The 24158-nt window shown below is 71.7% G+C and carries 21 protein-coding genes and 1 pseudogene; 7 read left to right on the plus strand and 15 right to left on the minus strand.

All coding sequences use genetic code 11. The annotated features are described in order from the left end of the window. Position 1: 1 nt before the first annotated feature. The 3 genes from LMU33_RS34135 to rsmI all read right to left on the minus strand — a co-directional run bounded on the left by LMU33_RS34135 (position 2) and on the right by rsmI (position 2490). The gene (locus LMU33_RS34135) at positions 2-898 is read right to left on the minus strand and encodes a TatD family hydrolase (protein ID WP_228624738.1); all 897 of its coding nucleotides are present in this window, start codon (positions 896-898) and stop codon (positions 2-4) included. A gap of 47 nt (positions 899-945) precedes the next feature. Then, positions 946-1383 (minus strand): hypothetical protein, encoded by a 438-nt coding sequence (locus LMU33_RS34140; RefSeq protein WP_228624739.1) that lies wholly within the window; start codon positions 1381-1383, stop codon positions 946-948. 258 nt (positions 1384-1641) lie between these two features. Beyond that, positions 1642-2490, minus strand: coding sequence for a 16S rRNA (cytidine(1402)-2'-O)-methyltransferase (gene rsmI, locus LMU33_RS34145; protein ID WP_228624741.1), 849 nt, complete (start codon positions 2488-2490; stop codon positions 1642-1644). A gap of 135 nt (positions 2491-2625) precedes the next feature. On the opposite strand from rsmI, the gene LMU33_RS34150 reads away from it, so the two are divergent. Together LMU33_RS34150 and LMU33_RS34155 are read left to right on the plus strand one after the other, a co-directional pair. Then, positions 2626-4374: a dolichyl-phosphate-mannose--protein mannosyltransferase gene (locus tag LMU33_RS34150; protein ID WP_228624743.1), complete on the plus strand. Its 1749-nt coding sequence runs from the start codon at positions 2626-2628 to the stop codon at positions 4372-4374. Between the two features lie 538 nt (positions 4375-4912). After that, positions 4913-6583, plus strand: a complete 1671-nt coding sequence (locus LMU33_RS34155) for a penicillin-binding transpeptidase domain-containing protein (protein WP_228624746.1) — start codon at positions 4913-4915, stop codon at positions 6581-6583. Here the strand turns inward: LMU33_RS34155 and LMU33_RS34160 are convergent, their stop codons facing one another. Then, entirely contained in the window at positions 6584-6922 is a 339-nt protein-coding gene (locus LMU33_RS34160) for an SsgA family sporulation/cell division regulator (RefSeq protein WP_228624747.1), read from the minus strand. Positions 6923-7136: 214 nt separating this feature from the next. On the opposite strand from LMU33_RS34160, the pseudogene LMU33_RS34170 reads away from it, so the two are divergent. Together LMU33_RS34170 and LMU33_RS34175 are read left to right on the plus strand one after the other, a co-directional pair. Beyond that, a pseudogene (locus LMU33_RS34170) lies at positions 7137-7328 on the plus strand (OsmC family protein); the annotation flags it as partial. Between the two features lie 83 nt (positions 7329-7411). Further along, positions 7412-8572 (plus strand): serine hydrolase domain-containing protein, encoded by a 1161-nt coding sequence (locus LMU33_RS34175; protein ID WP_228624749.1) that lies wholly within the window; start codon positions 7412-7414, stop codon positions 8570-8572. Positions 8573-8608: 36 nt separating this feature from the next. Here the strand turns inward: LMU33_RS34175 and LMU33_RS34180 are convergent, their stop codons facing one another. From LMU33_RS34180 to LMU33_RS34205, 6 genes are all read right to left on the minus strand, one after another. After that, positions 8609-8884: a DUF1876 domain-containing protein gene (locus tag LMU33_RS34180; RefSeq protein ID WP_228624751.1), complete on the minus strand. Its 276-nt coding sequence runs from the start codon at positions 8882-8884 to the stop codon at positions 8609-8611. A 55-nt stretch (positions 8885-8939) separates the two neighbouring features. Next, positions 8940-9830 (minus strand): NAD(P)-dependent oxidoreductase, encoded by an 891-nt coding sequence (locus tag LMU33_RS34185; RefSeq protein WP_228624753.1) that lies wholly within the window; start codon positions 9828-9830, stop codon positions 8940-8942. Between the two features lie 146 nt (positions 9831-9976). Continuing rightward, on the minus strand, positions 9977-10822 hold the full coding sequence (locus LMU33_RS34190; RefSeq protein WP_228624755.1) for an EamA family transporter: 846 nt from the start codon (positions 10820-10822) through the stop codon (positions 9977-9979). Further along, positions 10819-11334: a YbaK/EbsC family protein gene (locus tag LMU33_RS34195; protein ID WP_228624757.1), complete on the minus strand. Its 516-nt coding sequence runs from the start codon at positions 11332-11334 to the stop codon at positions 10819-10821. Before LMU33_RS34195 ends, LMU33_RS34190 begins: the two co-directional genes overlap by 4 nt. Before the next feature lie 148 nt (positions 11335-11482). Then, entirely contained in the window at positions 11483-13708 is a 2226-nt protein-coding gene (locus tag LMU33_RS34200) for an MMPL family transporter (protein WP_228624759.1), read from the minus strand. A 109-nt stretch (positions 13709-13817) separates the two neighbouring features. After that, on the minus strand, positions 13818-14423 hold the full coding sequence (locus tag LMU33_RS34205) for a TetR/AcrR family transcriptional regulator (RefSeq protein ID WP_228624761.1): 606 nt from the start codon (positions 14421-14423) through the stop codon (positions 13818-13820). 147 nt (positions 14424-14570) lie between these two features. Between LMU33_RS34205 and LMU33_RS34210 the strand changes: the two genes are divergently transcribed. Continuing rightward, positions 14571-18011 (plus strand): S41 family peptidase, encoded by a 3441-nt coding sequence (locus LMU33_RS34210; RefSeq protein WP_228624763.1) that lies wholly within the window; start codon positions 14571-14573, stop codon positions 18009-18011. A gap of 162 nt (positions 18012-18173) precedes the next feature. Here the strand turns inward: LMU33_RS34210 and LMU33_RS34215 are convergent, their stop codons facing one another. From LMU33_RS34215 to LMU33_RS34230, 4 genes are all read right to left on the minus strand, one after another. Next, positions 18174-18431: a hypothetical protein gene (locus tag LMU33_RS34215; RefSeq protein WP_228624765.1), complete on the minus strand. Its 258-nt coding sequence runs from the start codon at positions 18429-18431 to the stop codon at positions 18174-18176. Positions 18432-18525: 94 nt separating this feature from the next. Next, positions 18526-19410, minus strand: coding sequence for an SDR family oxidoreductase (locus LMU33_RS34220; protein WP_228624767.1), 885 nt, complete (start codon positions 19408-19410; stop codon positions 18526-18528). After that, positions 19407-20348, minus strand: a complete 942-nt coding sequence (locus tag LMU33_RS34225) for an alpha/beta fold hydrolase (RefSeq protein ID WP_228624769.1) — start codon at positions 20346-20348, stop codon at positions 19407-19409. Before LMU33_RS34225 ends, LMU33_RS34220 begins: the two co-directional genes overlap by 4 nt. After that, entirely contained in the window at positions 20345-21946 is a 1602-nt protein-coding gene (locus tag LMU33_RS34230) for a flavin-containing monooxygenase (protein ID WP_228624771.1), read from the minus strand. The genes LMU33_RS34225 and LMU33_RS34230 overlap by 4 nt, the downstream gene beginning before the upstream one ends. 188 nt (positions 21947-22134) lie before the next feature. Between LMU33_RS34230 and LMU33_RS34235 the strand changes: the two genes are divergently transcribed. Beyond that, positions 22135-22755, plus strand: coding sequence for a MerR family transcriptional regulator (locus LMU33_RS34235; RefSeq protein ID WP_228624794.1), 621 nt, complete (start codon positions 22135-22137; stop codon positions 22753-22755). On the opposite strand, the gene LMU33_RS34240 is transcribed toward LMU33_RS34235, so the two are convergent. Further along, positions 22752-23555: an exodeoxyribonuclease III gene (locus LMU33_RS34240; protein ID WP_228624773.1), complete on the minus strand. Its 804-nt coding sequence runs from the start codon at positions 23553-23555 to the stop codon at positions 22752-22754. The genes LMU33_RS34235 and LMU33_RS34240 overlap by 4 nt on opposite strands. Before the next feature lie 79 nt (positions 23556-23634). On the opposite strand from LMU33_RS34240, the gene LMU33_RS34245 reads away from it, so the two are divergent. Continuing rightward, positions 23635-24111 carry a GNAT family N-acetyltransferase gene (locus tag LMU33_RS34245; protein WP_228624775.1) on the plus strand — a complete coding sequence of 159 codons (477 nt, stop codon included), beginning with the start codon at positions 23635-23637 and terminating at the stop codon, positions 24109-24111. Positions 24112-24158: the final 47 nt, after the last annotated feature.

Genomic DNA, 24158 nt, shown 5'->3' on the forward strand with positions numbered 1-24158 from the left:
CTCAGTAGTCGAAGGCGCGGCCGGTGTTGACGGCGAGGGCCGTCGCCAGCGCGTCCTCGTCGATGCCGCGCACCGCGGCCATCGCGCGCACCGTGACGGGGATCAGATACGGCGCGTTGGGGCGCCCGCGGTACGGCGCCGGGGTCAGGAAGGGCGCGTCGGTCTCCACGAGGACCAGTTCCAGCGGGGCGACGGCGAGCGCGTCCCGCAGGTTCTGGGCGTTCTTGAAGGTGACGTTGCCGGCGAAGGACATGAAGTAGCCCTCGCGGGCGCAGATCTCCGCCATCTCGGCGTCGCCGGAGTAGCAGTGGAAGACGGTGCGCTCCGGGGCGCCCTCCTCCTTCAGGACGCGCAGGACGTCGGCGTGCGCGTCCCGGTCGTGGATGACGAGCGCCTTGCCGTGCCGCTTGGCGATCTCGATGTGGGCGCGGAAGGACCGCTCCTGGGCCGCCTTGCCCTGCGGGCCGGTGCGGAAGTAGTCCAGCCCCGTCTCGCCGACGCCCTTGACCTGGGGCAGCCCGGCGAGCCGGTCGATCTCGGCGAGCGCCTCGTCGAGCGCCGTGTCTCCGCCCGGCTCCCGGGCGCCCTGCCGCGACCAGCCGTCGGGGTCGCCGTGCACGATGCGCGGGGCCTCGTTGGGGTGAAGGGCGACGGTGGCGTGGACGCTGTCGTGGGCGGCGGCGATCTCGGCGGCCCACTGCGAGCCCTTGACGTCGCAGCCGACCTGGACGACGGTCGTCACCCCCACCGACGCGGCCTTCGCGAGGCCCTCCGCGACCGTGCCGGACTGCATGTCGAGGTGGGTGTGCGAGTCGGCGACCGGAACCCGCAGCGGCGGCGGAAGCGGCGGTGCGGCGTTCTTGTCGCCCTTGGAGGTCTGGCCGGCGTTCGAAGACATGCCCCGATCCTACGAAAGGGGCATGCCCGCGCCGACCGGCGATCCGCTCAGCCGGCCTTGCGCTGGAACGGGTGCAGGAGATCGGACAGGTGCCAGTGGTGCGGCTCCCCGTGCACCCCTGCCTCCCCGGCCGTCGCGGGCTCTCCCGGCTCCGCGGGCACCACGGGCGCCTCGACCGGGCCCGCCTGCGGCACGGCGTGGTGCCGCTCGGCGCTGCCGCGCACCGACGAGACCTGCCCGGCGCGCATGATCCGCACGACATGGCCGTCGCAGTTGTGGCAGCTGGGCCGGCTCAGCGGCGACGGCACGACCCGGCCGTCGGCCACGTACCGCACGAACTCGTGCCCGTCGGCATCCGTGTGGTGCTCTATCTCGTACGACTGCTCCCAGCCGTGCCCGCATCGCATGCAGGCGAACGAGTACGACTCGTGAACGACGGCTGTGGGCGTGCCACGGAGGCCGGTCTGCCCTGCGGTCTCGCTCATGCCAGCTCCTTTTGTCCGCTGGACAAACGCCCCGCAACGGGGCGTCTCTTCAACCAGTGGACGCCTTCACCAGCGTGAACGCACCAGGGCTGTCGAGTGTTTGAGGCGTTTTGGGTCTTCCTTGCCGAAGAACCCCCGGTCGGCCCCGTTTCCCTTTGCCATCGGCGACAGCCTTTTGCCGTCCCATGGCTCACTCGCTCACCCGAGAACAGTCCTGCTCAGTGGGGTGGTCAGCGCAGGCCGGGGCAGCGCTTCCCGTCACTCACCGGAACGCTTCGCAGCGACAACCGCATCGAAAACGACCCGCTTCGGCACCCCCGCCTCCACGGCCACCGCCGCGATCGCCTCCTTGCGCCGCTCCCCCGCCTCCTCACGCACGCGTACCCGGCGCACGAGCTCCTCCGGGTCGAGTTCCTCCGGCCCGGCCTCCGGCGCCCCCTCGACCACCACGGTGATCTCCCCGCGGACGCCTTCCGCGGCCCACCGCGCCAGCTCGGCCAGCGGGCCTCGCCGCACCTCCTCGTACGTCTTGGTCAGCTCCCGGCACACGGCGGCCCGCCGGTCCGCGCCGAAGACCTCGGCCATGGCGGCGAGGGTGTCGTCGAGCCGGTGCGGGGCCTCGAAGTAGACCAGCGTGCGCCGCTCGGCCGCGACCTCCCGGAGCCGGGACAGGCGCTCGCCGGCCTTGCGCGGCAGGAAGCCCTCGAAGCAGAAGCGGTCGACGGGCAGCCCGGACAGCGCGAGCGCGGTCAGCACGGCGGAGGGCCCCGGTACGGCGGTGACCCGGATGTCCTTCTCGACGGCGGCCGCGACCAGCCGGTAGCCCGGGTCGGAGACGGACGGCATCCCGGCATCGGTCACCAGCAGCACGCGCGCGCCGCCGAGCAGTTCCTCGACCAGCTCCGGCGTACGGGCGGACTCGTTGCCCTCGAAGTACGACACGACACGGCCCTTGGGCGTGACGCCGAGGGCCTGGGTGAGCCGGCGCAGCCGCCGGGTGTCCTCGGCGGCGACCACGTCGGCGCCGGCGAGCTCCTCGGCCAGCCGGGGCGGCGCGTCCGCGATGTCGCCGATGGGAGTACCTGCCAGGACAAGGGTTCCAGTCACACCCCCATCCTCCCAGCCCGCGGCCACCGCCCGGCCCGCCCCCGGCCCCGGTGGAACGACGGCAGCACGACTGGTACCCGACCGGTACCCCACATGCACGGGACTCGCACAGAACGGTTCCCTACCATGGCGCGGGTGACCAGTACCGCGTCCTCCATGGACCTCCGGCAGGGCCAGGCGCCGCACGACCAGCGGCCGTCGTGGCAGCAGCGGCTGCGCCGATTCGGGTACGTACCGGCCAAGGACGCGCCCTCGGGCGACGTACGCGACCGGCTGGTGCCCCCCTACGCGGAGCCGGGCCCCCGGCTGTGGCAGGTGCTCGGCGTGCCACCGGTCCTCGCCGAGCGGATCACCCGCTGGTCGGGCTGGGGCGGTCCGCTGCTGGTGACGCTGATGGCGGGCCTGATGCGGTTCTGGAACCTGGGCAGCCCGCGCGCGGTGATATTCGACGAGACGTACTACGCCAAGGACGCCTGGGCGCTCGTCCACCGCGGGTACGAGGTCAACTGGGACAAGAACGCCAACGACCTGGTGCTGCAGACGCACGGCCATGTCGCGATCCCGACCGACGCGGCGTACGTCGTGCATCCGCCGGTCGGCAAGTACGTCATCGGGCTCGGCGAGCTGCTGTTCGGGTTCGACCCGTTCGGCTGGCGGTTCATGACGGCGCTGCTCGGGACCCTCTCCGTCCTGCTGCTGTGCCGGATCGGACGCCGCCTGTTCCGCTCGGCCTTCCTCGGCTGCCTCGCGGGCGCGCTGATGGCGGTGGACGGCCTGCACTTCGTGATGAGCCGGACCTCGCTGCTCGACGGCGTGCTGATGTTCTTCGTGGTGGCCGCGTTCGGCTGTCTGGTCCTGGACCGGGACCGGTCACGGGAGAGGCTGGCCGCGGCCCTGCCCGTGGACGCCGACGGCCGGGTCCGCCCGGACGAGCGCGTCGCCGACACGTTCCGCTTCGGCCTGCGCCCCTGGCGCTGGGCGGCCGGGCTGATGCTCGGCCTGGCCATCGGCACCAAGTGGAACGGCCTGTACATCCTGGTGGCGTTCTGTGTGATGGCGGTGCTGTGGGACGTCGGCGCCCGCAGGACCGCCGGCGCGCAGCACCCGTACGCGGCGGCGCTGAAGTACGACACGGGCATCGCCTTCCTGGCGACGGTCCCGGTGGCGATCGTCGTCTACCTGGCCTCCTGGACCGGCTGGATCCTCTCCCCGACGGACGGCACCGGCGGCTACTTCCGCAACTGGGCGGCCACCGACGGCAAGGGCGGCAACTGGACCTTCCTGCCGGACTGGCTGCGCAGCCTGTGGCACTACGAGCACGAGGTCTACAAGTTCCACGTCGGCCTGACCTCCCCGCACACCTACCAGTCCAACCCGTGGAGCTGGATCGTGCTGGGCCGCCCGGTGTCGTACTTCTACGAGTCCCCGAACCCCGGCGCCGACGGCTGCCCGGCGAACGCGGGGGAGAAGTGCGCCCGTGAGGTGCTGGCGATCGGCACACCTCTGCTGTGGTGGGCTGCCTGCTTCGCCATCCTGTACGTGCTGTGGCGGTGGGCGTTCCGCCGCGACTGGCGCGCCGGAGCCATCGCGTGCGGGATCGCGGCGGGCTACCTGCCGTGGTTCCTGTACCAGGAGCGGACGATCTTCCTCTTCTACGCGGTCGTCTTCCTGCCGTTCCTGTGCCTGGCGGTGGCGATGCTCATCGGTGCGATCGTCGGCCCTCCGGGCTCCTCCGACACCCGCCGCGTGATCGGCGCGTCGGCGGCGGGCGTCCTGGTGCTGCTGATCGCCTGGAACTTCATCTACTTCTGGCCGCTCTACACGGGCACTGCGATCCCGATCGACAGCTGGCGGTCGCGGATGTGGCTGGACACCTGGGTCTAGCCGGGCGGACACGCGGCGAGGGCCCGGGCCTGCCTGTCCTGAACCCCGGTCCGGCTCCCGGGCCGCGAACGGCCCAGGTGGGCGCGTACAACCGTCGGCCCATGTCGGCGACCCAAGTCGGCGGCCGGATCGCTTCCGGCCGCCGATCCGCCGAAGGAGCGCCGTGCCGCGACCCTTGCCCCGCCACGCCCTGCGGGCCGGCGCCCCCGCCGTCGCGGTGGGCCTGCTGGCCCTGTGAACGCGCGCAACACCGGCTCCGAGGAGCTGGGTGAGGTGCGGGCGCACTGCCCTGGTACGCGGCCGCCGCAGGAGCGGCGCCGGCCGTCGGCGCCGCCATGTTCGCCCTCGTACGGCGCCGCGTCCGCCGAGACTTCGTTCACGCGCGCGTGCCGGGGCGCTCGTCCGGGCTGATTGTCGCAAGCGTGCTACGGATTCGCCTCCGGGATCACCCGCTGAGGCGGGGACCTTAAGGTGAGTGCCGTCGTTGGGAGTGTGAGGGCTACGGGGACCCAGGGGAAGGCACGGAGGAACTGAGGCTGTGGGCAAGAGAAGGCGCGTCGCCGAGCGACGGAGGAGGACCGGGCCCGCCGTGGTCGGCGGGATGATCGCCCTGGTCGTCGGCGGCGCCGGGTTCGCCGTCTACGCGCTGACCAACGGCGGTGCCGCCGCCGACGAGCGGACGTCCGCCACGGCCGACCACAAGCACGTCAAGACCGGACCGCTCAGCGCCGCCGAGGTCCGCACGGCCTCCACCCGCTTCATCACCGCGTGGCAGCAGGGCAGGATCGCCGAGGCGGCCGCCGCCACCGACGACGCCTCCGCCGCCACCGGGCTGCTGACCGGCTTCACCAAGGACGCCCGCCTGAAGGACGTCAAGCTCACCGCCGGCACGCCGACGGGCGCCAAGGTGCCGTTCTCCGTCAAGGCGACGGTGTCGTACCAGAACCTCGGCAAGCCGCTGGCGTACGGCAGTTCGCTCACCGTGGTGCGGCGGGCGAGTGACGGCGCGCCGGTGGTCGACTGGCACTCCTCGGTCGTCCACCCCGACCTGAAGGACGGCGACACGCTCGTCACCGGCGAGTCCGGCACCCCGCCGGTCAAGGCGCTGGACCGTGCCGGCGGCGAGCTGACCACCACCAAGTACCCGTCGCTGGGCGCGGTGTTGGACGGGCTGCGGCAGAAGTACGGCAAGACGGCGGGCGGCAAGGCGGGAATCGAGCTGCGCGTGGTGCGCGGCAAGGCCTCGCAGAAGGCCGGGCTGTCCGACAAGACGCTGGTGGAGCTGAGCAAGGGCACGCCGGGCACGGTGAAGACGACGCTGAGCCCCGCTTTCCAGGCGGCCGCCGAGCAGCAGGTGGCCAAGCAGGCGCGGGCGTCCGTGGTCGTCGTACGGCCCTCGACCGGCGAGATCCTCGCGGTCGCCAACACGGACCACGGCTTCAACGTCGGCTTCCAGGGCTCCCTCGCGCCCGGCTCCACGATGAAGATCGTGACGTCGACGATGCTGTTCGAGAAGAAGCTCATCACGCCGGACGCGTCGCACCCGTGCCCCAAGACGTACAAGCTGGCCGGCTGGACGTTCCACAACGACGGCGACTCCGAGATCAAGAAGGGCACGTTCAAGCAGAGCTTCGGAGCCTCCTGCAACAACGCCTTCATCGACTTCGCGCCGAAGCTGTCCAGCAGCGACCTGACGAAGGAGGCGCAGCAGGTCTACGGCCTCTCCATGGACAACTGGGCCATCGGCGTCCCGTCCTTCGACGGGTCCGTCCCGGTGCAGAGCGGCGCGCAGATGGGCGCCTCGCTGATCGGGCAGGGCGGAGTGCGCATGAACCCGCTGAACATGGCGTCGGTGGCGGCCACGGTGGAGTCGGGCGCCTTCCACCAGCCCTACCTGGTGTCCCCCGACGTGGACCACCGCACGCTCGCGAAGGCCGCGCGCACCATGTCCGCGGGGACGCAGTCCCAGCTGAAGGACGTCATGCGGTTCACGGCGGACTACGGCACGGCGGCCAAGGCGATGGCAGGCATGAGCGGCGACTACGGCGCCAAGACGGGCTCGGCCGAGGTCGACGGGCAGAAGAAGCCGAACGGCTGGTTCACCGCCTACAAGGGCGATCTCGCCGCCGCGGGCGTGGTCCAGGCGGGCGGACACGGCGGCGACACGGCCGGGCCGATCGTGGCCGCCCTGCTGAAGATGGGCGGCTGATCAGGTCCGTACCGGCTCCGCCGTGTACGTCCGGCGCAGAAATCTCACCAGCGCCTTCGAATCGAACTGCACCACTTCGACACCGTTGTCGGAGTGGAACTCGACAACGGCCTGGACGCGCCCGCACGGCCACACCCGTACCGCGCCGCTCTCGACCGGTGCCCGCAGACCCCGTTCGAGCAGCGCGCGCGAGAACGTCCACTCGTGCGGGCCCGGCAGGCCGACCCGGACCGACCATGGATCGGAGTCGGGGTCGTACCGCAGCACCACCGGTACGGCCCCCGGGTCCTCCTCATCCGTGACGATGTGGGCGCGTGCGTACTGCTCGACCACAGACATCGGACAGTCCCTTCACGCTGAGTGACGCATACCAAAGCCATGCTTCCTTTTCTTCTCTAATGTCCCATATTTTCCGATTTGCGCCATGGCGAGGTGGCGCGACTCCACCTGCGGACCCCCTACGCAGGTCACACGGTTGCGTGAGGCATTGCCGTGGGCGGTGGCCTCGACGACGTACATGATCTTCGTCGGACGGGTGTCGACAGCGGCATCCTCGGTCATGGCCGGCCAGGTCGGCATCGGCCCGAACAGGCACCGCGGCTTCGGCCTCGCGGTCGCCCTCAGCGTCTCCCTGCCGGTGCTGGGCCCGGACGTGGCGGCCCGGCTGGTGGACGCGGCGCACGAGGTCTGCCCGTACTCCAATGCCACGCGAGGCAACATCGATGTAACGATCCTGCTGGGCTGATCCCACCGAGGAATCACAGGCATGCAGCCGGTGTTGCAGGCACTGTCGCAGGCGATGGGACAGCGGTCGAAGGGACGGCGGGCGTGGACGTGAACGGCACAGTGGCCGAGGGCTTCGAGCCGGTCAGGGAGGCGTTCGCAGCGAACTTCGCGCTGCTCGGGGAGCGCGGCGCGGCCGTCGCCGTGTACCGCGACGGGCACAAGGTCGTCGACCTGTGGGCCGGCACCAGGGACGTGGACGGTACGGCGCCCTGGGAGCCCGGCACCGCGCAGATCGTGCGCTCCGCGACCAAGGGCGTCGTCGCCGCCGCTCTGCTGCTCCTGCACCAGCGCGGCGAGCTCGACCTGGACGCCCCGGTCGGCGCCTACTGGCCCGGGTACAAGGCGGCCGGCAAGGAGCACACCCTCGTCCGGCACCTGCTCGCCCACCGCGCGGGCGTGCCCGTGCTGGACCGCCCGCTGACCCCCGCCGAGGCCGCCGACCCCGACCTGGGCGCCGCGGCCGTCGCCGCACAGGCGCCGGTGTGGGAGCCGGGCACGGACCACGGCTACCACGCGCAGACCTACAGCTGGCTCACCGGCGAACTGATCCGGCGGATCACCGGCCGCCCGGTCGGCGAGTGGATCGCGGACGAGATCGCGCGCCCGGCCGGCGCGGACCTGTGGCTCGGCCTGCCGGAGTCGGAGCACGGGCGCGTGGGCCGCGTCGGCCCGGTCGAGGCGCCCGAGGCCGTGGGCGGCCTGAAGACCCGCCCCAAGCGCGCGGTGGCCGAGGCCTACGCCGACCCGGACTCGCTGACCCGGCGCGCGTTCGCCGCGATCACCCCGCTGCCCGACGAGAACGATCCCGCCTACCGCGCGGCCGCCCTGCCCGCCTCCAACGGCATCGCCACCGCCGACGGGCTGGCCCGCATCTACGCCTCGCTCATCGGCGAGGTGGACGGCGGGAGCCGGCTGTTCGCCCCCGAGACGAGGGACCTGGCCCGCGCCGAGCAGTCCGCCGGACCGGACCGGGTCCTGGTGGTCGGCACCCGGTTCGGCCTCGGCTACATGCTGCACGGTGCGGCGTCCCCGCTGCTCTCCCCCGGTTCCTTCGGCCACCCGGGCCGGGGCGGCGCCCTCGCGTTCGCCGACCCGGAGACGGGCATCGCCTTCGGCTATGTCACCAACGGCTTCAGGAAGAGCGTGACGGCGGACCCGAGGGCGCAGGCGCTGGTACGGGCGGTGCGCACGGCGCTCGCGTAGGGCGCCGTACGCACGACAGCGCCGTGTACGGCGCTTTCACACGTTGATCGTGTGCGACGTCCGTCCGGACGCCGAGTCGATCTCGTCGTGTGCCTTGGTCAGCAACTGCATGGCCAGTTCGTTGAGGGCACGTGCGCCGGCTATCTCCTCGCCGACCCTGGGCTGGTTGGCGTCGACGCGGTGCCGGGTCGCGTGGCCGTGCGCCCGTACCTCGCTTCCGTCGGGCAAGCGCACCAGGGCCGCCGCCCTCGTGTGCTGATCGTCCTCCTTGAACTCGAGCTCGACGTGCCATCCCACAGCGGTGTGCATCATGACGATCACCTCCGAAAACCCCTGCTTCCAGGGTGCGCCCCGGCACCCCGGCCCGTCATGTCGACGCCTCGTCCTCGAAGCTGGCGAAGTACGCGGCGGCCATGTCCTCGTCCGCGTGCCCCTGGGCGGCGGCGCGGGCGAACCGTTCGGCGGCCGCGGCGGCGACGTCGAGCCGTACCCCGCCCCGCTCACCCGCCTGGACGATGAGCCGGGCGTCCTTCTCCGCGGTGGCCACCGCGAACGACGGCGGGGTCAGCCTGCCGTCGAGCACCAGCGCGGACTTCGCGCGCAGGTACGCCATGTCGAGCGGACCACCCTCGATGAGGTCGAAGAAACCCTGCGGATCCACGCCGAGGGCCCGGGAGAGGGCGAGGATCTCGCCGGCCGCCGCGGTGGCCGCGAGCACCCAGCTGTTGGCGACCAGCTTCAGCCGGCTGGCGCTGCCCGCGCCGCCGTCGGACCCGGTCCACATGGTCTTCGCGCCGACCGCGTCGAAGACGGGCGCCACCGTCCGCCGCCCCTCCTCCGGCCCGGCGGCCAGCACGGTCAGCTGACCGGCCTCGGCGGGCTGCTTGGTGCCGAGGACGGGTGCGTCGTAGAAGACGAGTCCGTGCTCGCCGGCGAAGGCGGCCAGGTCGGTGACCAGCTCGATCCCGGCGGTGGTGCACTGCGCCCACACCGTGCCGGGCCGCAGTGCCGGCGCGGCCTCGCGCATGACGTCCAGGACGGTGTTGCCGTCGTACAGCATCGTCACGACGACGTCGGCGCCCTCGACGGCCTCCGCGGGTGTACCGGCGATCCGTGCGCCGTCGGCGGCGAGCGGCTCGGCCTTCTCCCGGGTGCGGTTCCACACGCGCACGCCCAGCCCGGCGCGGCACAGGTTCCGGGCCATCGCGGCCCCCATGATGCCGGTGCCCAGAACGCTGACGGTCGGCTTGTCGGTCATTGACGACTCCCTGTCCACGGTCCCTGTCCCCCTCCTCCCCTGTCATGTCGGTACGGATACCCCTTTGGACCGCTCCTTTCCGGCAGCGGTCCACGGCGGTGGCGCCGCGGTCAGCTCTGTTGGAAGAACTCCACCTCGGCCTGCGACTACCCCGCGTGCAGCATCAGTGAGATCCCCACGACCAGTAGACCCGCCGCCGCCAGCCGGGGCGCGCCGAACCGCTCCTTGAAGAACAGCGCACCGATCGCCGCACCGACGATGATCGAGGACTCGCGCAGGGCTGCGATCGGGGCGAGTTCGGCGCGGGTCTGCGCCCAGAGGACCAGGGCGTACGCGGTGACGGACAGGGCGGCGCCGAGCAGGCCGAGGGCGGCGTGGGGGCGGAGCAGCCGGACGGTGTCGGCACGCGCGCGTGCGCACATGTAGACCGGGATGACGAGTCCTTCGATGGCCATGAGCCAGGCGATGTACCCGAGCGGTGAGTGCGCGGCGCGTACGCCCAGGCCGTCGATCACCGTGTACGCCGCGATCGCCAGCCCGGTCGCGAGGGCCGCGCCGATCGCCGCCCAGTCGGGCCGCCTGCCGCGCAGCCCCCACAGGCTGACGCCGATGAGTCCCACGCAGGACACGGCGATCCCGGCCAGCGCCCAGTCGTCGGGCACCTCGTGCGCGAACGCGGCGGCCAGCACCGTGACCACGAGCGGGGCGCTGCCGCGCGCGATGGGGTACGCCTGCCCGAAGTCGCCGAGCCGGAAGGAGGTCATCAGCAGGGCGTAGTAGACGATGTGGACGACCGCCGAGACCAGCAGGTACGGCCAGGCGGCCGCCGCCGGGAAGGCCACGAACGGCGCGATCGCCAGCCCGATCAGCACCCCGCCCCCGGAGATGAGGGTGAAGCCGACGAGTTTGTCGGTGATGCGGTGCGCGATGGCGTTCCAGCTGGCGTGGGTGATGGCGGCGAGCAGGACGGCGGCGGTGACGAGCGGCGTCACGCGGTCTGCTCGCGCACGTCCACCAGTTCGGCACCGGCGTGGGTCACGAGCGCGTTCGGCTCGATCGGGAAGACGGTGTGCGGCGTTCCGGCGGCCGCCCAGACCACGTCGTGGGCGAGCAGCGAGCGGTCGGCGAGGACACGCGTGCGTGTGCGGTGCCCGAAGGGCGGCACGCCGCCGATGGCGTACCCGGTGGTCTCGCGTACGACACCGGCGTCGGCCCGGGTGACCTTGCCGGCGTCCAGTTCCTCCCGTACCCGCTCGACGTCCACGCGCGAGGCCCCGTCCATGAGGACCAGCACCGGTACCCCGTCGGCGGCGAAGACCAGGGACTTGCAGATCTGGCTGAGCCCGCACCCGATCGCGGCGGCGGCCTCGGCTGCGGTGCGGGTGGCCTCCGGGAACCGCCGGGCACGGGCGAGGAGGTCCTCGAGCCCGAGCGCGCGCAGGGCCTCGGCGAAGCGGGGGTGGGCTCCGGATTCTTCGGCGTCAGTGGCGGCTGTCGTCGTCATGCCGGGCACGCTACGGCATCGCCCGTGCCCTGATCACGGCGTTTTCCCGGGCCGGGCGGAACGCCGGTGAGGGTGCGGAAAGCCGGTGAGGGTGCAGCCCCGTCCCCACGGGCACCCTCACCGGCGGCTCCGACTCAGGAGCGGTACGTCAGACCCGTACCAGCTCCCTCTCCCCGTCGGGGTCGGCGTCCTTGCCGCCCGCGGAGGACTCCGTGCGCAGGCCCTCGCCCTCGACGTCCACGTTGGGCAGCGCGCGGTCGAGCCACTTCGGCAGCCACCAGGCCCGCTTGCCGAGCAGGGCGAGGACCGCCGGGACGACGGCCATGCGGACGATGAACGCGTCGAAGAACACGGCGATCGCGAGGCCGAAGCCGATCATCTTGACCATCGCCTCGCTGGAGCCGATGAAGCCGGAGAAGACGGCGATCATGATGACGGCGGCGGCCGTGACGACCCGCGCCCCGTGCTTGAATCCGGTCACGACGGCCTGGCTGGGCTTCTCGCCGTGGACGTACGCCTCCCGCATCCGGGTGACGAGGAAGACCTCGTAGTCCATCGCCAGACCGAAGACGACACCCACCATGAAGATCGGCATCATCGACATGACCGGGCCGGTCTGCTCGACGTTCATCAGGCCCGACAGCCAGCCCCACTGGAAGACCGCGACGACCGCGCCGAGGGCCGCGAGCACGCTGAGCAGGAAGCCGAGGGCCGCCTTCAGCGGGACGAGGACCGAGCGGAAGACCACGATCAGAAGCAGGAAGGCCAGGCCGACCACCAGCGCCAGGTAGGGCAGCAGCGCGTCGTTCAGCTTCTGCGAGACGTCGATGTTCATCGCCGTGGAGCCGGTGACCAGCAGCCTGGAGTCGGTCTTCTCGGCGATGCCCGCGCCCTTGTCGCGGATGGCGTGCACCAGGTCCTCGGTCGTCTTCGAGGACGGCTTGGACTTGGGTACGACGGTGATCGTCGCGGTGTCGCCGGCCTTGTTGGGCACGGCCGGGGTGACCGTGACGACGTCCTTCAGACCCTTGATCTCGTCGCCGACCTCGGTGAACGCCTTCTTGGGGTGGGCGCTGTCCTTGGCGTCGACCACGACCATCAGGGGGCCGTTGAAGCCCGGACCGAAGCCCTCGGAGAGCAGGTCGTAGGCGCGGCGCTGGGTGGTGGAGGTGGGCTGGGAGCCGTCGTCGGGCAGGCCCAGTTCCAGGGAGGAGGCCGGGATCGCCGCCGCGCCGAGACCGAGCACGCCGAGCAGCAGGACGGCGACCGGGCGCCGCACCACGAAACTCGCCCAGCGGGTGCCCATGTTGGGGCGGCCGGGCTTCTTCGGCGTACGGCCGCCGCCCAGCAGCCTGCTCTTCTGGCCGGCCGGCTTGACCTTGCGGCCCGCGTAGCCGAGCAGCGCCGGGATCATCGTCAGCGCGATGAGGACGGCGATGGCGACGGTGCCCGCCGCTGCGACGCCCATCTTGGTCAGCATCGGGATGTTGACGACCGACAGGCCGACCAGGGCAATGACGACGGTGAGGCCGGCGAAGACCACCGCCGAGCCCGCCGTGCCGACGGCGCGTCCGGCCGCGTCCTCGCGCTCGCGGCCCTCGGCCAGTTCGGCGCGGTAGCGGGAGACGATGAAGAGGGCGTAGTCGATGCCGACGGCCAGGCCGATCATCGACGCCAGGGTGGAGGTCGTGGTGCCGAGGTCCAGGGCGCTGGCGAGCGCGGTGATGGTGGAGACGCCGATGCCGACGCCGATGATGGCGGTGAGCAGCGGGAATCCGGCCGCGAGCAGCGAGCCGAAGGTGATGACGAGGACGACGGCGGCGATCACGAGGCCGATCGCCTCGCTGGAGCCGGTCTCCGGGGTCGCGGTGAGCGCGTCACCGCCGACCTCGACGGTCAGCCCGGCGTCACGCGCGTGCTGGGCGGCCTCCTTCAGGGCGTCCTTGGAGGAGTCCTTCAGCTCCATGCCGGAGACCTTGTACTTCACCGACGCGTAGGCGATCGTGCCGTTCCTGCTGACCGCGTGCCCGGCGTAGGGGTCGGCGACGGAGACGACCTCGGAGCCGCTCCGCAGCTCCTTCACCGTCTTCTCGACGGCCGCCTTGTTGTCGTGGTCGGTCATCTTCTCGCCGCCGGGCGCCTTGAAGACGACCCGTGCGGTGGCGCCGTCGGCGCTCATCCCGGGGAAGCGCTGTTCCAGCAGGTCGAAGGCCTTCTGGGCCTCGGTGCCGGGGATGGAGAAGGACGTGCTGCCGGCGGGCGGCGCGGAGGCGGCGCCCACCCCGGCCAGGGTGAGCAGCGCGACCCATATGAGGGCGACGAAGTGCCGTCGCCGGAAGGCGAGACGGCCGAGCTTGTACAGAAACGTGGCCACGGAGGCGTACTCCCGGTCAGGTCGTTGGGTTCATCAGGGCAGGGGTGATCAGCCCGACGACGTGAGCGGTGACGTCAGACGGTGGGCTTGCTCGGGGACCAGAGGGCGATCAGGTGGTGGTGACGCCGAGGGCGGGGAGGACCACGGCGTCGATGTACGACAGGAGGAAGGCCTGTGTGGGCGGCTGCTCGTCGATGAGCGAGCGGGCGGCGAACCCGCCGATCATCATGTGCATCACGTAGTCGATCGCGGGGTTGTCCGCACGGACCTCGCCCCGGTCGATCGCCCGCTGCAGCACTCGGCGGAACTCCGCCAGCTCCGGCTCGATGAGATGCTCCTTGAACGCCTTCAGGAGGTCCGGGTTGCCGTGGACGGCCATCGCCAGACCCCGCATCAGCGCGGAGTTCTGTTCCATCTCGCAGTCGTCGGAGCGCAGGGTGAGGGCGTGCAGGTCGCCTCTGAGCGACCCGGTGTCGACCCCGTCCGCGGAGCCGCCCGGCTTGTTGTGCCGCACCGCCTTCGCCACCAGCTCGGCCTTGCCGCCCCACTGGCGGTAGAGCGTGGCCTTGCTGGAGCGGGTGCGGGCGGCGACGGCGTCCATGGTGAGGGCGTCGTAGCCGACCTCCCGGAGCAGGTCGAGCACGGCCTCGTACAACTCGGCCTCGCGCTCGGGCGTGATCCGGCTGCGACGCGACGCTGCGACGGCCTCGGTCATGTCACTCGCCTTCCCACTCCGGAACCTGCTTCTTCGTACCTCCATGAAGATACCCCGAGACGGTTCGAAACGAAACCGTTTCGTACGTGTGTTGGGTCACGAACGTGAGGGGCGCATAAGTTGCTGGGCCCCAGCGGGCGGAAAAGCATGGGGAGGGTGAGCTATCTGCGCTTTCCCCACCTCAGTGGCGACCTGGTGTGCTTCGTGGCCGAGGACGACGTCTGGCTGGCCCCGCTCGACGCCCCGGGCCGCGCCTGGCGGCTGACGGCGGACCGTACGAAGGAAGGGCACCCGCGTTTCTCCCCCGACGGCCGCCTGATCGCCTTCACGAGCTGGCGCAGTCTCGTCCCCGAGATCCACCTCGTCGACGTCGGGGGCGGCCCCGCGCGGCAGCTGACGTACTGGGGCAGCACCGACACACAGGTCTGCGGCTGGACGCCCCCGGAGGAGGACGGCACGTGCGACATCCTCGCCGTCGCCTCCCACGGCGAGCCCTTCTCCCACTTCACCTGGGCCTACAAGGTGTCCACCGACGGCGACCCCGGCCGCAAACTGCCTTGGGGCCCGGTCGCCGACATCCAGGTCGCCGACGTCGACGGCGAGCACCGGACACTGCTGCTCACCGGCACCCCGCCGCACGAACCGGCCTCCTGGAAGCGCTACCGCGGCGGCGCCATGGGCCGCCTCTGGCTGCACGGGCGTCGGCTGGTGCCCGACATCGGCGGCCACCTGGCCTGCCCCATGTTCGTCGCCGGCCGGATCGCCTTCCTCTCCGACCACGAGGGCGTCGGCAACCTCTACTCCTGCGCGTACGACGGCACCGACCTGCGCCGCCACACCGACCACGACGCCTTCTACGCCCGGCACGCCGCCGGCGACGGCACACGGGTGGTCTACCAGTGCGCGGGCGACCTGTGGCTGGTGGACGACTTCTCCCCCGGGGGCGTACCGCACAAGCTGGACATCCGCCTGGGCGGGCCGGCCAACGGACGCCGCCGCCACCAGGCGCCGGCCGCGCAGAACGTCGACGGCGTCTCCGTGGACGAGACCGGCCGGGCCAGCGCCGTGGTCGTACGCGGCAGCCTGTACTGGCTCACCCACCGCGACGGCCCCGCCCGTACGATCACCGACACGCCCGGGGTGCGGGTACGGCTGCCGGAGATGCTGGGCACGACCGGGCAGGTGGCCTATGTGACGGACGCCGAGGGCGAGGACGCCGTCGAGATCGCCCAGCTGCCCCGCGCGACCGGCGACCTCCCTCCCCGCCGGCTCGCCTCCGGCCTGATGGGCCGCGTCCTGGAGATGGTCTCCGACCCCCTGGGCGAACGGCTGGCGGTCGCCTCGCACGACGGACGGCTGCTGCTGATCGATGTGGCGGAGGAGCCGGAAGGCACCGAGGGCCAGGTCGGCCAGGTCACCGAGGAAACGGCGGACGCGGGGAGTGGGCCGGGTGACTCCGGTGACTCGCTTGAGCCCCGTGAGTCCGGTGAGTCCGGTGAGTCCGATGAGTCCGGTGAGTCCGGTGAGTCCGGTGACGGTGGCTCAGGTGCCGCCGATGTCGGCGAGCACGTGACCGAGCTGATCCGGTCCGTCAACGGCCCCGTGCGCGACCTCGCCTTCTCGCCGGACGGCGCCTGGCTCACCTGGTCCCACCCGGGCATCGGCCGCTCCCTGCGCCAGATCAAGCTGGCCCGCATCAAGGACCGGCTGATCGTGGACGTGACCAACGGCCGCTTCGAGGACGAGAAACCCGTCTTCACCCGCGACGGCCGCTATCTCGCCTTCCTCTCCTGGCGCGGCTTCGACCCGGTGTACGACGTCCACACCGGCGACCTGTCCTTCCCGCTCGGCTGCCGCCCGTACCTCGTGCCGCTGAACTCGGCGACCCTCTCCCCCTTCGCCCTGAACCCCGAGGGCCGTCCGGCGGCCGGCGGCCTCGACCCGGTCGAGGAGGAGGAGACCGGCGAGGCCGGCACGGTGACCGTGGAGGTGGAGGGCCTGGCGATGCGGGTCACGCCGTTCCCGGTGATCGCCTCCAAGTACTCCGGGCTGCACCCGGTCGCCGGCGGCGGCCTGGTCTGGCTGCGCTGGCCGATCTCCGGAGCGCTCGGCGAGACCTTCGCCAACCCGGCCGACGTCAGCGGCCGCCCGACCCTGGAGCACTTCAACCTCGCCAAGGCGAAGAAGTCCGAACTGGTCGACCACCTGGACTGGTTCGCGGTCAGCGGCGACGGCACCCGGCTGGTCGTCGTGGACGAGGGCGACCTGCGCGCCGTGCCCTCCACGGAGATGGGCGACAGCGACACGACCGTCTGGATCGACCTGCGCCGCATCCTGCACGTGGTCGACCCGCCCGCCGAGTGGCGCCAGGCCTTCGACGAGGCGGGCCGCCTCATCCGCGCCTACTTCTGGGACCCGGGCATGTCCGGCATCGACTGGGACTCGGTGCTCGACCAGTACCGTCCCCTCGTCGAACGGGTCGCCTCCCCCGACGAGTTCGCCGATCTCCTGCGGGAGGTCCTCGGTGAGCTGGGCACCTCGCACGCCTACGTCACCGCCGCCCGCCGCAACGAGGGCCCGCCCCACTACCAGCGCTGGCAGGGCCTCCTCGGCGCCAACCTCGTCCGCCGCGACGGCCGCTGGAGGATCAGGCGCATCCTGCCCGGCGACTCCTCCGACTCCAAGGCCCGCTCACCGCTGGCCGGCACGGGCATCCGCGAGGGCGCGATCCTCACCCACGTGGACGGCCGCCCGGTCGACCCGGTGACCGGACCCTATCCGCTGCTCGCCGGCTCCGGCGGTACGACCGTGGAGCTGACGTTCCTTCCCGCGGAAGGCGAGCCGGGCCGGGCCCGCCGGGTCGCCGTCGTCCCGCTCATCGACGAACGGCCGCTGCGCTACCAGGACTGGGTCGCCAAACGCCGCGAGGTCGTACGGGAGTTGAGCGGCGGCAAGTGCGGCTACCTGCACATCCCCGACATGGGCGGCTCCGGCTGGGCCCAGTTCAACCGCGACCTGCGCATGGAGGTGTCCCGGCCCGCCCTGATCGTGGACGTGCGCGGCAACGCGGGCGGGCACATCAGCGAACTCGTCATCGAGAAGCTGACCCGCACGATCCTGGGCTGGGACCTGACGCGCGACGCGCAACCGGTGTCGTACACCTCGAACGCGCCGAGGGGCCCGGTGGTCGCGCTCGCCGACGAGGCGACCTCCTCGGACGGCGACATGATCACGGCCGCCTTCAGGCTGCTGAAACTCGGCCCGGTGGTCGGCCAGCGCACCTGGGGCGGCGTGGTCGGCATGACCGGCCGGCACCGGCTGGGCGACGGCACCGTCATCACGGTGCCGATGAACGCGGCCTGGTTCGACGCCTACGGCTGGTCCGTGGAGAACCACGGCGTCGCCCCCGACCTGGAGATCATGCGCACCCCCCTGGACTGGGCGGAAGGCCGGCACGCCCAGCTGGCCGACGCGGTGGAACTGGCCCTGGAACTACTGGAAACCAACCCGGCCGCCATCCCCCCCGACTACACCGAGGTCCCCAACCGAGCCCGCCCCAGGCTTCCGAGGAGGGACACAGGGAGCTGATCAACAAGGGCCGCGCATCGAAGGGGCGCGGGGAACTGCGCGACAAGCCACAACGAACCCGCACCCGACGACGACCGGAACCATCCCGGAAGACAAACGCAGGGCACCCTTCGACAAGAAGGGCGCCCCGCGCCAGAAACCGGCCAAAGCCGAGCGCAGCGACTACGCGTCGTAGTCCCGGTCGAAGCGGTCTTCCATCTCCGCTTCCGTGTCCTCGATGTCGCGCAGATTCTCGCGACCGCGCTGCGGCTGCTGCTGCTGCTGCTGCTGGCCACGCTGGGGCTGCTGCTGGCCGCGCGGGGGCTGCTGCTGGCCACGCTGCGGCTGCTGCTGGCCGCGCTGGCCGGCCCGCTCACGGGCCTCACCGATCTTCTGCTTGCCCTGTTCCTGCCACTCGTTGGCCTTGTCCTTCATACCCATGTGGGTTCACTCCCGTGGTGGGTGAGGTGGAGAGTCCGGCCCCTCTGTGGGGCCTCGACCAGATTCACACGGGCGACCACGGAGCGCATGTGGATCAGTCACGGCGCGTAGCGCGCGCTGCTTCGTCGGCCTCCCCACCTGCACCGACGAGCCCGGAGCGCATCCCCTGCAGCCGGGGCGCGAACCGTTTCATCTCGCGCTGCCCGACCGTCCCGATGAGTGCCGGCAGATACCCGCGCACGCCCTGCATGCCGCGCAGCCACCACTGCCCGTACACATGCGCCGAGCGCCGCTCGATCCCGGCGACCAGCCGGTCCACCGCCGGCCCCAGCGGGTACGTCTTGTTGGACGGCCACGGCAGCCGCTGGCGCAACTCCCGCATGACGTCGTCCTGGTCGGCGCCGCGCACCATGTCGGTGTCGGTCCAGGACAGGTAGGCGACACCGACGCGCACGCCCTGGTAGCCGACCTCGGCGCGCAGACTGTGCGCGTATGCCTCCACGCCCGACTTGGACGCGCAGTACGCCGTCATCATCGGCGCCGGAGTGATCGCGGCGAGCGAGGCGATCTGGAGCAGATAGCCCCGGCTCTCCACCAGCACCGGCAGGAACGCCCGCGCCGTCACCGCCGAACCGATCAGGTTCACCTCGATCACCCGCCGCCAGGCCTGCGGGTCGGAGTCGGCGAACGGACCGCCCGTCGCCACACCGGCGTTGGCGACCACGATGTCGACCTTCCCGAACCGCGCCTTCACCTCCTGCGCGACCCGGCTCATGGTCTCGTGGTCGGTGACGTCGGCGTACCAGTAGGCGCTGTCGCTGTGCAGGCGCGAGGAGACGTCCTTGAGCGCCTCCTCCTCCAGCCCGACCAGCGCCACCTTCGCGCCGCGCGCGGAGAGCTTGCGCGCCAGCAGCTCTCCGACGCCGCGCGCCGCTCCGGTGACGACCGCGACCTGCCCTTCGAGGCTGACCCTGCTCATGCGCCCTCCTTGATCTCCACGCCTGTGGCCTTCTCGGGGATGACATAGGTGGTGACGAGTTCCCGGATCCTGCCGGTCACCAGGTCGGGGGCCTCGACGGGGGTCATGTGGCCGACGCCGGTCAGCTCGGTGAGGCCGACGCAGTGCGGCAGCGCGGCGACCAGCGCACGGGCGTGCACGGGGGGCGTGAGCCGGTCGGACCCGCCGTGCACGATCGCGGTGGGCGCGTGCAACTCCCCTACGCCGTGGTCGAGATCGAGCGCCTCGAGTGCGCGCGCCCAGGCGTGCCGCGCGGCGCGCGGGCAGGCGTGCACGATCCGTGCGCACGCCTCCACCATGTGCGGGGCGGAACCGGCGCCCATGGTGGCGTACTTGAGGATGCCCTTCGCGACCGGCGTGACCGGGCCGAGCGGAGCGCGCGAGCCGAGAATGCGCCCGGTGATCCAGGTGCGCACGCGCCCGGCGCCGAGCGGCACCACGCGCGCCTCCGCCACCAGCCGCGAGCTGCCGGTGCTGCACAGCAGGACGGCGGCGGCGTGGGCACGGAAGCGGGGGCGCGCGGCCGCGGCCATGACGGTCATCCCGCCCATGGAGTGTCCGACGATCAGCGCCTTCTCCCCGGGCCCGAGCGTCTGCGCGAGGACCGCTTCGAGGTCGTCCGCCAGCGCGTGGGTGGTGCACACGGGGCTCGCGGGACTGCGCCCGTGCCCCCTCTGGTCGTACGCGATCACGCGGTGGTCCGTAGCCAGGTCCCGTATCTGCGCCGCCCAGAAGGCGGTCGAGCAGGTCCAGCCGTGGGAGAGGACGACGGGGGGCGCGTCCTCGGGGCCGTGCACCTCGACGTGCAGCCGCGCGCCGTCGGCGGAGACGACGGTGAGTTCACGGGAGGGGGTGGGCGGGGCGTACGGCCCCGAGGTCACGGAGGCGGTCCTGCTCATGCGGCACCCTCGCTCTGCGGCACGGCGGCCACCGTCTTCTCTGCGGCCGTTCCGGCCTTCTGTACGGCCGTCTCGGCCTTCTGTACGGCCATACCGGCCGGCTTGCCGTCGGTCGTGGCGGTCGTGGCGGTCTTGCGGATGACCTCGTACTCCGCCAGGTCCACCCGCCGGGTCGCGCGCCGGAACTCGGACGTCGTACCGGGCCAGATGGTGGTGTTGCGGCCGCTGGCGTCCAGGTACCAGCTGGTGCAGCCGCCGGTGTTCCACACGGTGCGCTTCATGCGCTCCTGGACCTTGCGGTTCCAGTCCTCGACGGCCGCGGGCCGGGCGTCGAGGGCCGTACAGCCGCCCAGGACGTCGAGTTGCCGCAGATAGTCGGCCATGTAGTTCAGCTGGGACTCGATCATGAGGATCATGGAGGAGTTCCCGAGGCCGGTGTTGGGCCCGATGATCGTCATCCAGTTCGGGAAGCCGGCGGCCGCGGCGCCGCGCAGCGCCTGCATGCCGTTCTTCCAGGACTCGGCGAGGGTGATGCCCTCCGCCCCGACCACCCGTTCGGCGATCGGCATGTCCGTGACGTGGAAGCCCGTACCGAAGATGATCGCGTCGACCTCGGCCTCCGTACCGTCCGCGGCGACGACGGTCGACCCGCGGATCTCGCTCAGCCCGCTGGCGACGACGTCCACATTCGGCCTGGCCAGCGCCGGGTAGTACTCGCTGGACAGCAGGATCCGCTTGCAGCCGATGCGGTAGTCGGGGGTGAGCTTGGCGCGCAGGGCCGGGTCCTTGACGGCGCGGGCCATGTTGCGCTTGGCGAGCTGCTCGACCAGGCCGAGTTCGTCGGGGTGCTTGGTGAACGCCTGGACCTGCAGCTCCCGGATGCCCCACAGCAGGCCGCGCCTGAGCTGGGTGGTGAAGGGCACGGACCGGTGCAGCCGGCGCTCGGCGCCGCTGATGGCGCGGTCGAGGCGCGGCATCACCCACGGCGGGGTGCGCTGGAAGAGGGTGAGCCGGCCGACCCGCGGCTGGATCGCGGGCACGATCTGGATGGCGGAGGCGCCGGTGCCGACCATGGCGACGCGCTTGCCGCGCAGGTCGTAGTCGTGTTCCCAGCGGGCGGAGTGGAACACCTTGCCCGGGAAGGACGCGAGGCCCGGGATCTCGGGGATCTTCGGGTCGGACAGCGGACCGGTGGCGGAGACGACCACGTCGGCGGTGAGCGTGCCGCGCGCGGTCTCGATCTCCCACCGCAGGTTCCCGGCGTCCCAGGTCATCAGCTCGACCTCGGAGTCGAAGCGGATGTGGGGGCGCAGTCCGAAGAGGTCGGTGACGTGCTCGAGGTAGGCGCGGATGTGCTGCTGGCCGGAGAAGGTGCGCGGCCAGTCGGGGTTGGGCGCGAAGGAGAAGGAGTAGAGGTGGGAGGGCACGTCACAGGCGCACCCGGGGTAACTGTTGTCCCGCCAGGTGCCGCCGACGCCGTCCGCCCGCTCCAGGACGACGAAGTCGGTGATCCCTTCGCGGCGCAGCCGCACGGCGGCCCCCAGCCCGCCGAACCCGGACCCGATCACCGCCACCCGTACATGCTCGTGCTCGGCCATCCCGAAGCCTCCACGCATCGCCTTGGACTCTGCCAGTGAACACTGGCGCAATGGGACTGTAGAGCAGCCCCGTACCGAGCGGTAGGGGGCGGGGGAAGGAAGTTACCGGCGGTACACCATAGGCTTCGGGCGTGGCAGAGGACGCAGAACACTCGGAGGCCCATCCGCAGGCACGGCGCGAATACCGCATGGAGGAGCTGGCGCGACTGGCCGGCATCACCGTGCGCACGCTGCGCTTCTACCGCGAGCGCAAGCTGATCCCGCCGCCCCGCCGCGAGGGCCGTATCGCCTGGTACGACGACCACCACCTGGCCCGTCTGCGCACCATCGCCGCCCTGCTGGAGCGCGGCCACACCCTCAGCGGCATCGCGGAACTCGCAGAAGCCCTCGACCAGGGCCGCGACGTCGCGGACCTGCTCGGCGTCGGCACCCCCACGGAGGAGGAGCCGGTCCGCCTCACCCCGGAGGAACTCGCCGCCCGCTTCGAGGGCGAGGTCACCCCCGAGAACCTCGCCGCCGCGATGGAACTCGGCTACCTCGGCACCGACGGCGACGAGATCGTCCACATCAGCCGCCGCCTGCTGGACGTCTCCTCCGCCATGGTCCGCGAGGGCATCCCGCTCGCCGAGGTCCTCACGGCCGCCGCCCGCGTCCGCGAACACGCCGACGCCCTGGCCGAACTCTTCACCGACCTGATCCTGCGCCACGCTCCCGAGGAGGACCTCCACCGTCTGCGCCCGCTGGCCCGCAGCGTGGTGGAGGCGGAACTGTCGCTGGCGCTGGACCGGCGGATCAGCAAGCGGGACTAGAGGTCGTAGACGACGGTCACGGGCGCGTGGTCGGACCAGCGCTCGGCGTGCGTGGCCGCGCGCTCGACGACGCCCTTGACCGCCTTGCCGGCGAGACCGGACGTGGCGACCTGGTAGTCGATGCGCCATCCGGAGTCGTTGTCGAAGGCCCGCCCGCGGTACGACCACCAGGTGTACGGACCCTCGAGGTCCGGGTGCAGGGCCCGTACGACGTCGACGTAGCCGCCGTCCTCCGCCGCGAGGACCCGCCCGAGCCACTCCCGTTCCTCGGGCAGGAAGCCGGAGTTCTTGGTGTTGCCGCGCCAGTTCTTGAGGTCGGCCTGCCGGTGGGCGATGTTCCAGTCGCCGCAGACGAGGACCTCGCGGCCGTCGGCGGCGGCCCGCTCGCGCAGCGCCTTGAGGTGGGCGAGGAACTCGCCCATGAAGCGGACCTTCTCGTCCTGCCGCTCGGTGCCCACCTCGCCGGAGGGCAGATAGAGGGAGGCGACGGTGACGCCGGGCAGGTCGGCCTCGACATAGCGGCCGCTGTCGTCGAACTCGGGCGAGCCGAAGCCGACCCGGACGCGGTCGGGCTCGCGCCGGGTGTAGAGGGAGACGCCCGCACGGCCCTTGGCGGCGGCCGGGGCGTGCACGACGTGCCAGCCGTCGGGCTGCCGCACCTCCTCGGGCAGCTGATGCGGCTCGGCGCGCACCTCCTGCAGGCAGACGACGTCCGCTTCCGTCTGCGCGAGCCACTCCACGAAGCCCTTCTTGGCGGCGGCTCGCAGTCCGTTCACGTTCACCGAGGTCACAGTCAGCACCCCGGCACGATACCGGCACACTGGTCGGAGCCCTCAAAGCCCGAGGCCCCACCGCCTGCATAGAAGTACGATAACCAGCATGATTATACGTCGCGTTCGTTTCGATCACCCTGACGCCGTGAAACTCAACGACGAGGTCCAGGCCGAGTACGCCGAGCGCTACGGCGACGACGGCGACGCCACCGTCCTCGACACGAGGGACTTCGACCCGCCCCACGGCGTCTACCTGATCGCGTACGACGAGTTCGACCGCCCCGTGGCCACCGGCGGCTGGCGCAGCCGGGATCGCAACGAGGAGGGCAACGAGGACGGCGACGCCGAGCTGAAGCGCATGTTCGTCATAGCGGAGATGCGCGGCCGCGGCCTGGCCCGCCGGATCCTCACGGCCCTGGAGGAGGACGCCCGCGCAGCCGGCCGCATCCGCATGGTCCTGGAGACCGGGAGCAAGCAGCCGGAGGCCATCGCCCTGTACACCGCCAGCGGCTACGAGCCGTGCGCCAAGTTCGGCTACTACCGCCACCACGAGGAGAGCCGCTGCTTCGCGAAGCGGCTGTGAAGACGATGAAGCCCCAGTCGGCTCGCCGACTGGGGCTTCATGCTGCG

The organism is Streptomyces barringtoniae (assembly GCF_020819595.1).
In the GTDB taxonomy this organism is placed as follows: Bacteria; Actinomycetota; Actinomycetes; order Streptomycetales; family Streptomycetaceae; genus Streptomyces; species Streptomyces barringtoniae.

What these genes read in the sequence shown, in the direction of transcription:
- LMU33_RS34140 (WP_228624739.1), bottom strand. Translation starts at nt 1,383, where the DNA reads ATGAGCGAGACCGCAGGGCAGACCGGCCTCCGTGGCACGCCCACAGCC.
- LMU33_RS34135 (WP_228624738.1), bottom strand. Translation starts at nt 898, where the DNA reads ATGTCTTCGAACGCCGGCCAGACCTCCAAGGGCGACAAGAACGCCGCA.
- LMU33_RS34185 (WP_228624753.1), bottom strand. Translation starts at nt 9,830, where the DNA reads ATGACCGACAAGCCGACCGTCAGCGTTCTGGGCACCGGCATCATGGGG.
- LMU33_RS34210 (WP_228624763.1), top strand. Translation starts at nt 14,571, where the DNA reads ATGGGGAGGGTGAGCTATCTGCGCTTTCCCCACCTCAGTGGCGACCTG.
- LMU33_RS34215 (WP_228624765.1), bottom strand. Translation starts at nt 18,431, where the DNA reads ATGGGTATGAAGGACAAGGCCAACGAGTGGCAGGAACAGGGCAAGCAG.
- LMU33_RS34245 (WP_228624775.1), top strand. Translation starts at nt 23,635, where the DNA reads ATGATTATACGTCGCGTTCGTTTCGATCACCCTGACGCCGTGAAACTC.
- LMU33_RS34160 (WP_228624747.1), bottom strand. Translation starts at nt 6,922, where the DNA reads ATGTCTGTGGTCGAGCAGTACGCACGCGCCCACATCGTCACGGATGAG.
- LMU33_RS34225 (WP_228624769.1), bottom strand. Translation starts at nt 20,348, where the DNA reads ATGAGCAGGACCGCCTCCGTGACCTCGGGGCCGTACGCCCCGCCCACC.
- LMU33_RS34195 (WP_228624757.1), bottom strand. Translation starts at nt 11,334, where the DNA reads ATGACGACGACAGCCGCCACTGACGCCGAAGAATCCGGAGCCCACCCC.
- LMU33_RS34205 (WP_228624761.1), bottom strand. Translation starts at nt 14,423, where the DNA reads ATGACCGAGGCCGTCGCAGCGTCGCGTCGCAGCCGGATCACGCCCGAG.
- LMU33_RS34235 (WP_228624794.1), top strand. Translation starts at nt 22,135, where the DNA reads ATGGAGGAGCTGGCGCGACTGGCCGGCATCACCGTGCGCACGCTGCGC.
- LMU33_RS34180 (WP_228624751.1), bottom strand. Translation starts at nt 8,884, where the DNA reads ATGATGCACACCGCTGTGGGATGGCACGTCGAGCTCGAGTTCAAGGAG.
- LMU33_RS34230 (WP_228624771.1), bottom strand. Translation starts at nt 21,946, where the DNA reads ATGGCCGAGCACGAGCATGTACGGGTGGCGGTGATCGGGTCCGGGTTC.
- LMU33_RS34220 (WP_228624767.1), bottom strand. Translation starts at nt 19,410, where the DNA reads ATGAGCAGGGTCAGCCTCGAAGGGCAGGTCGCGGTCGTCACCGGAGCG.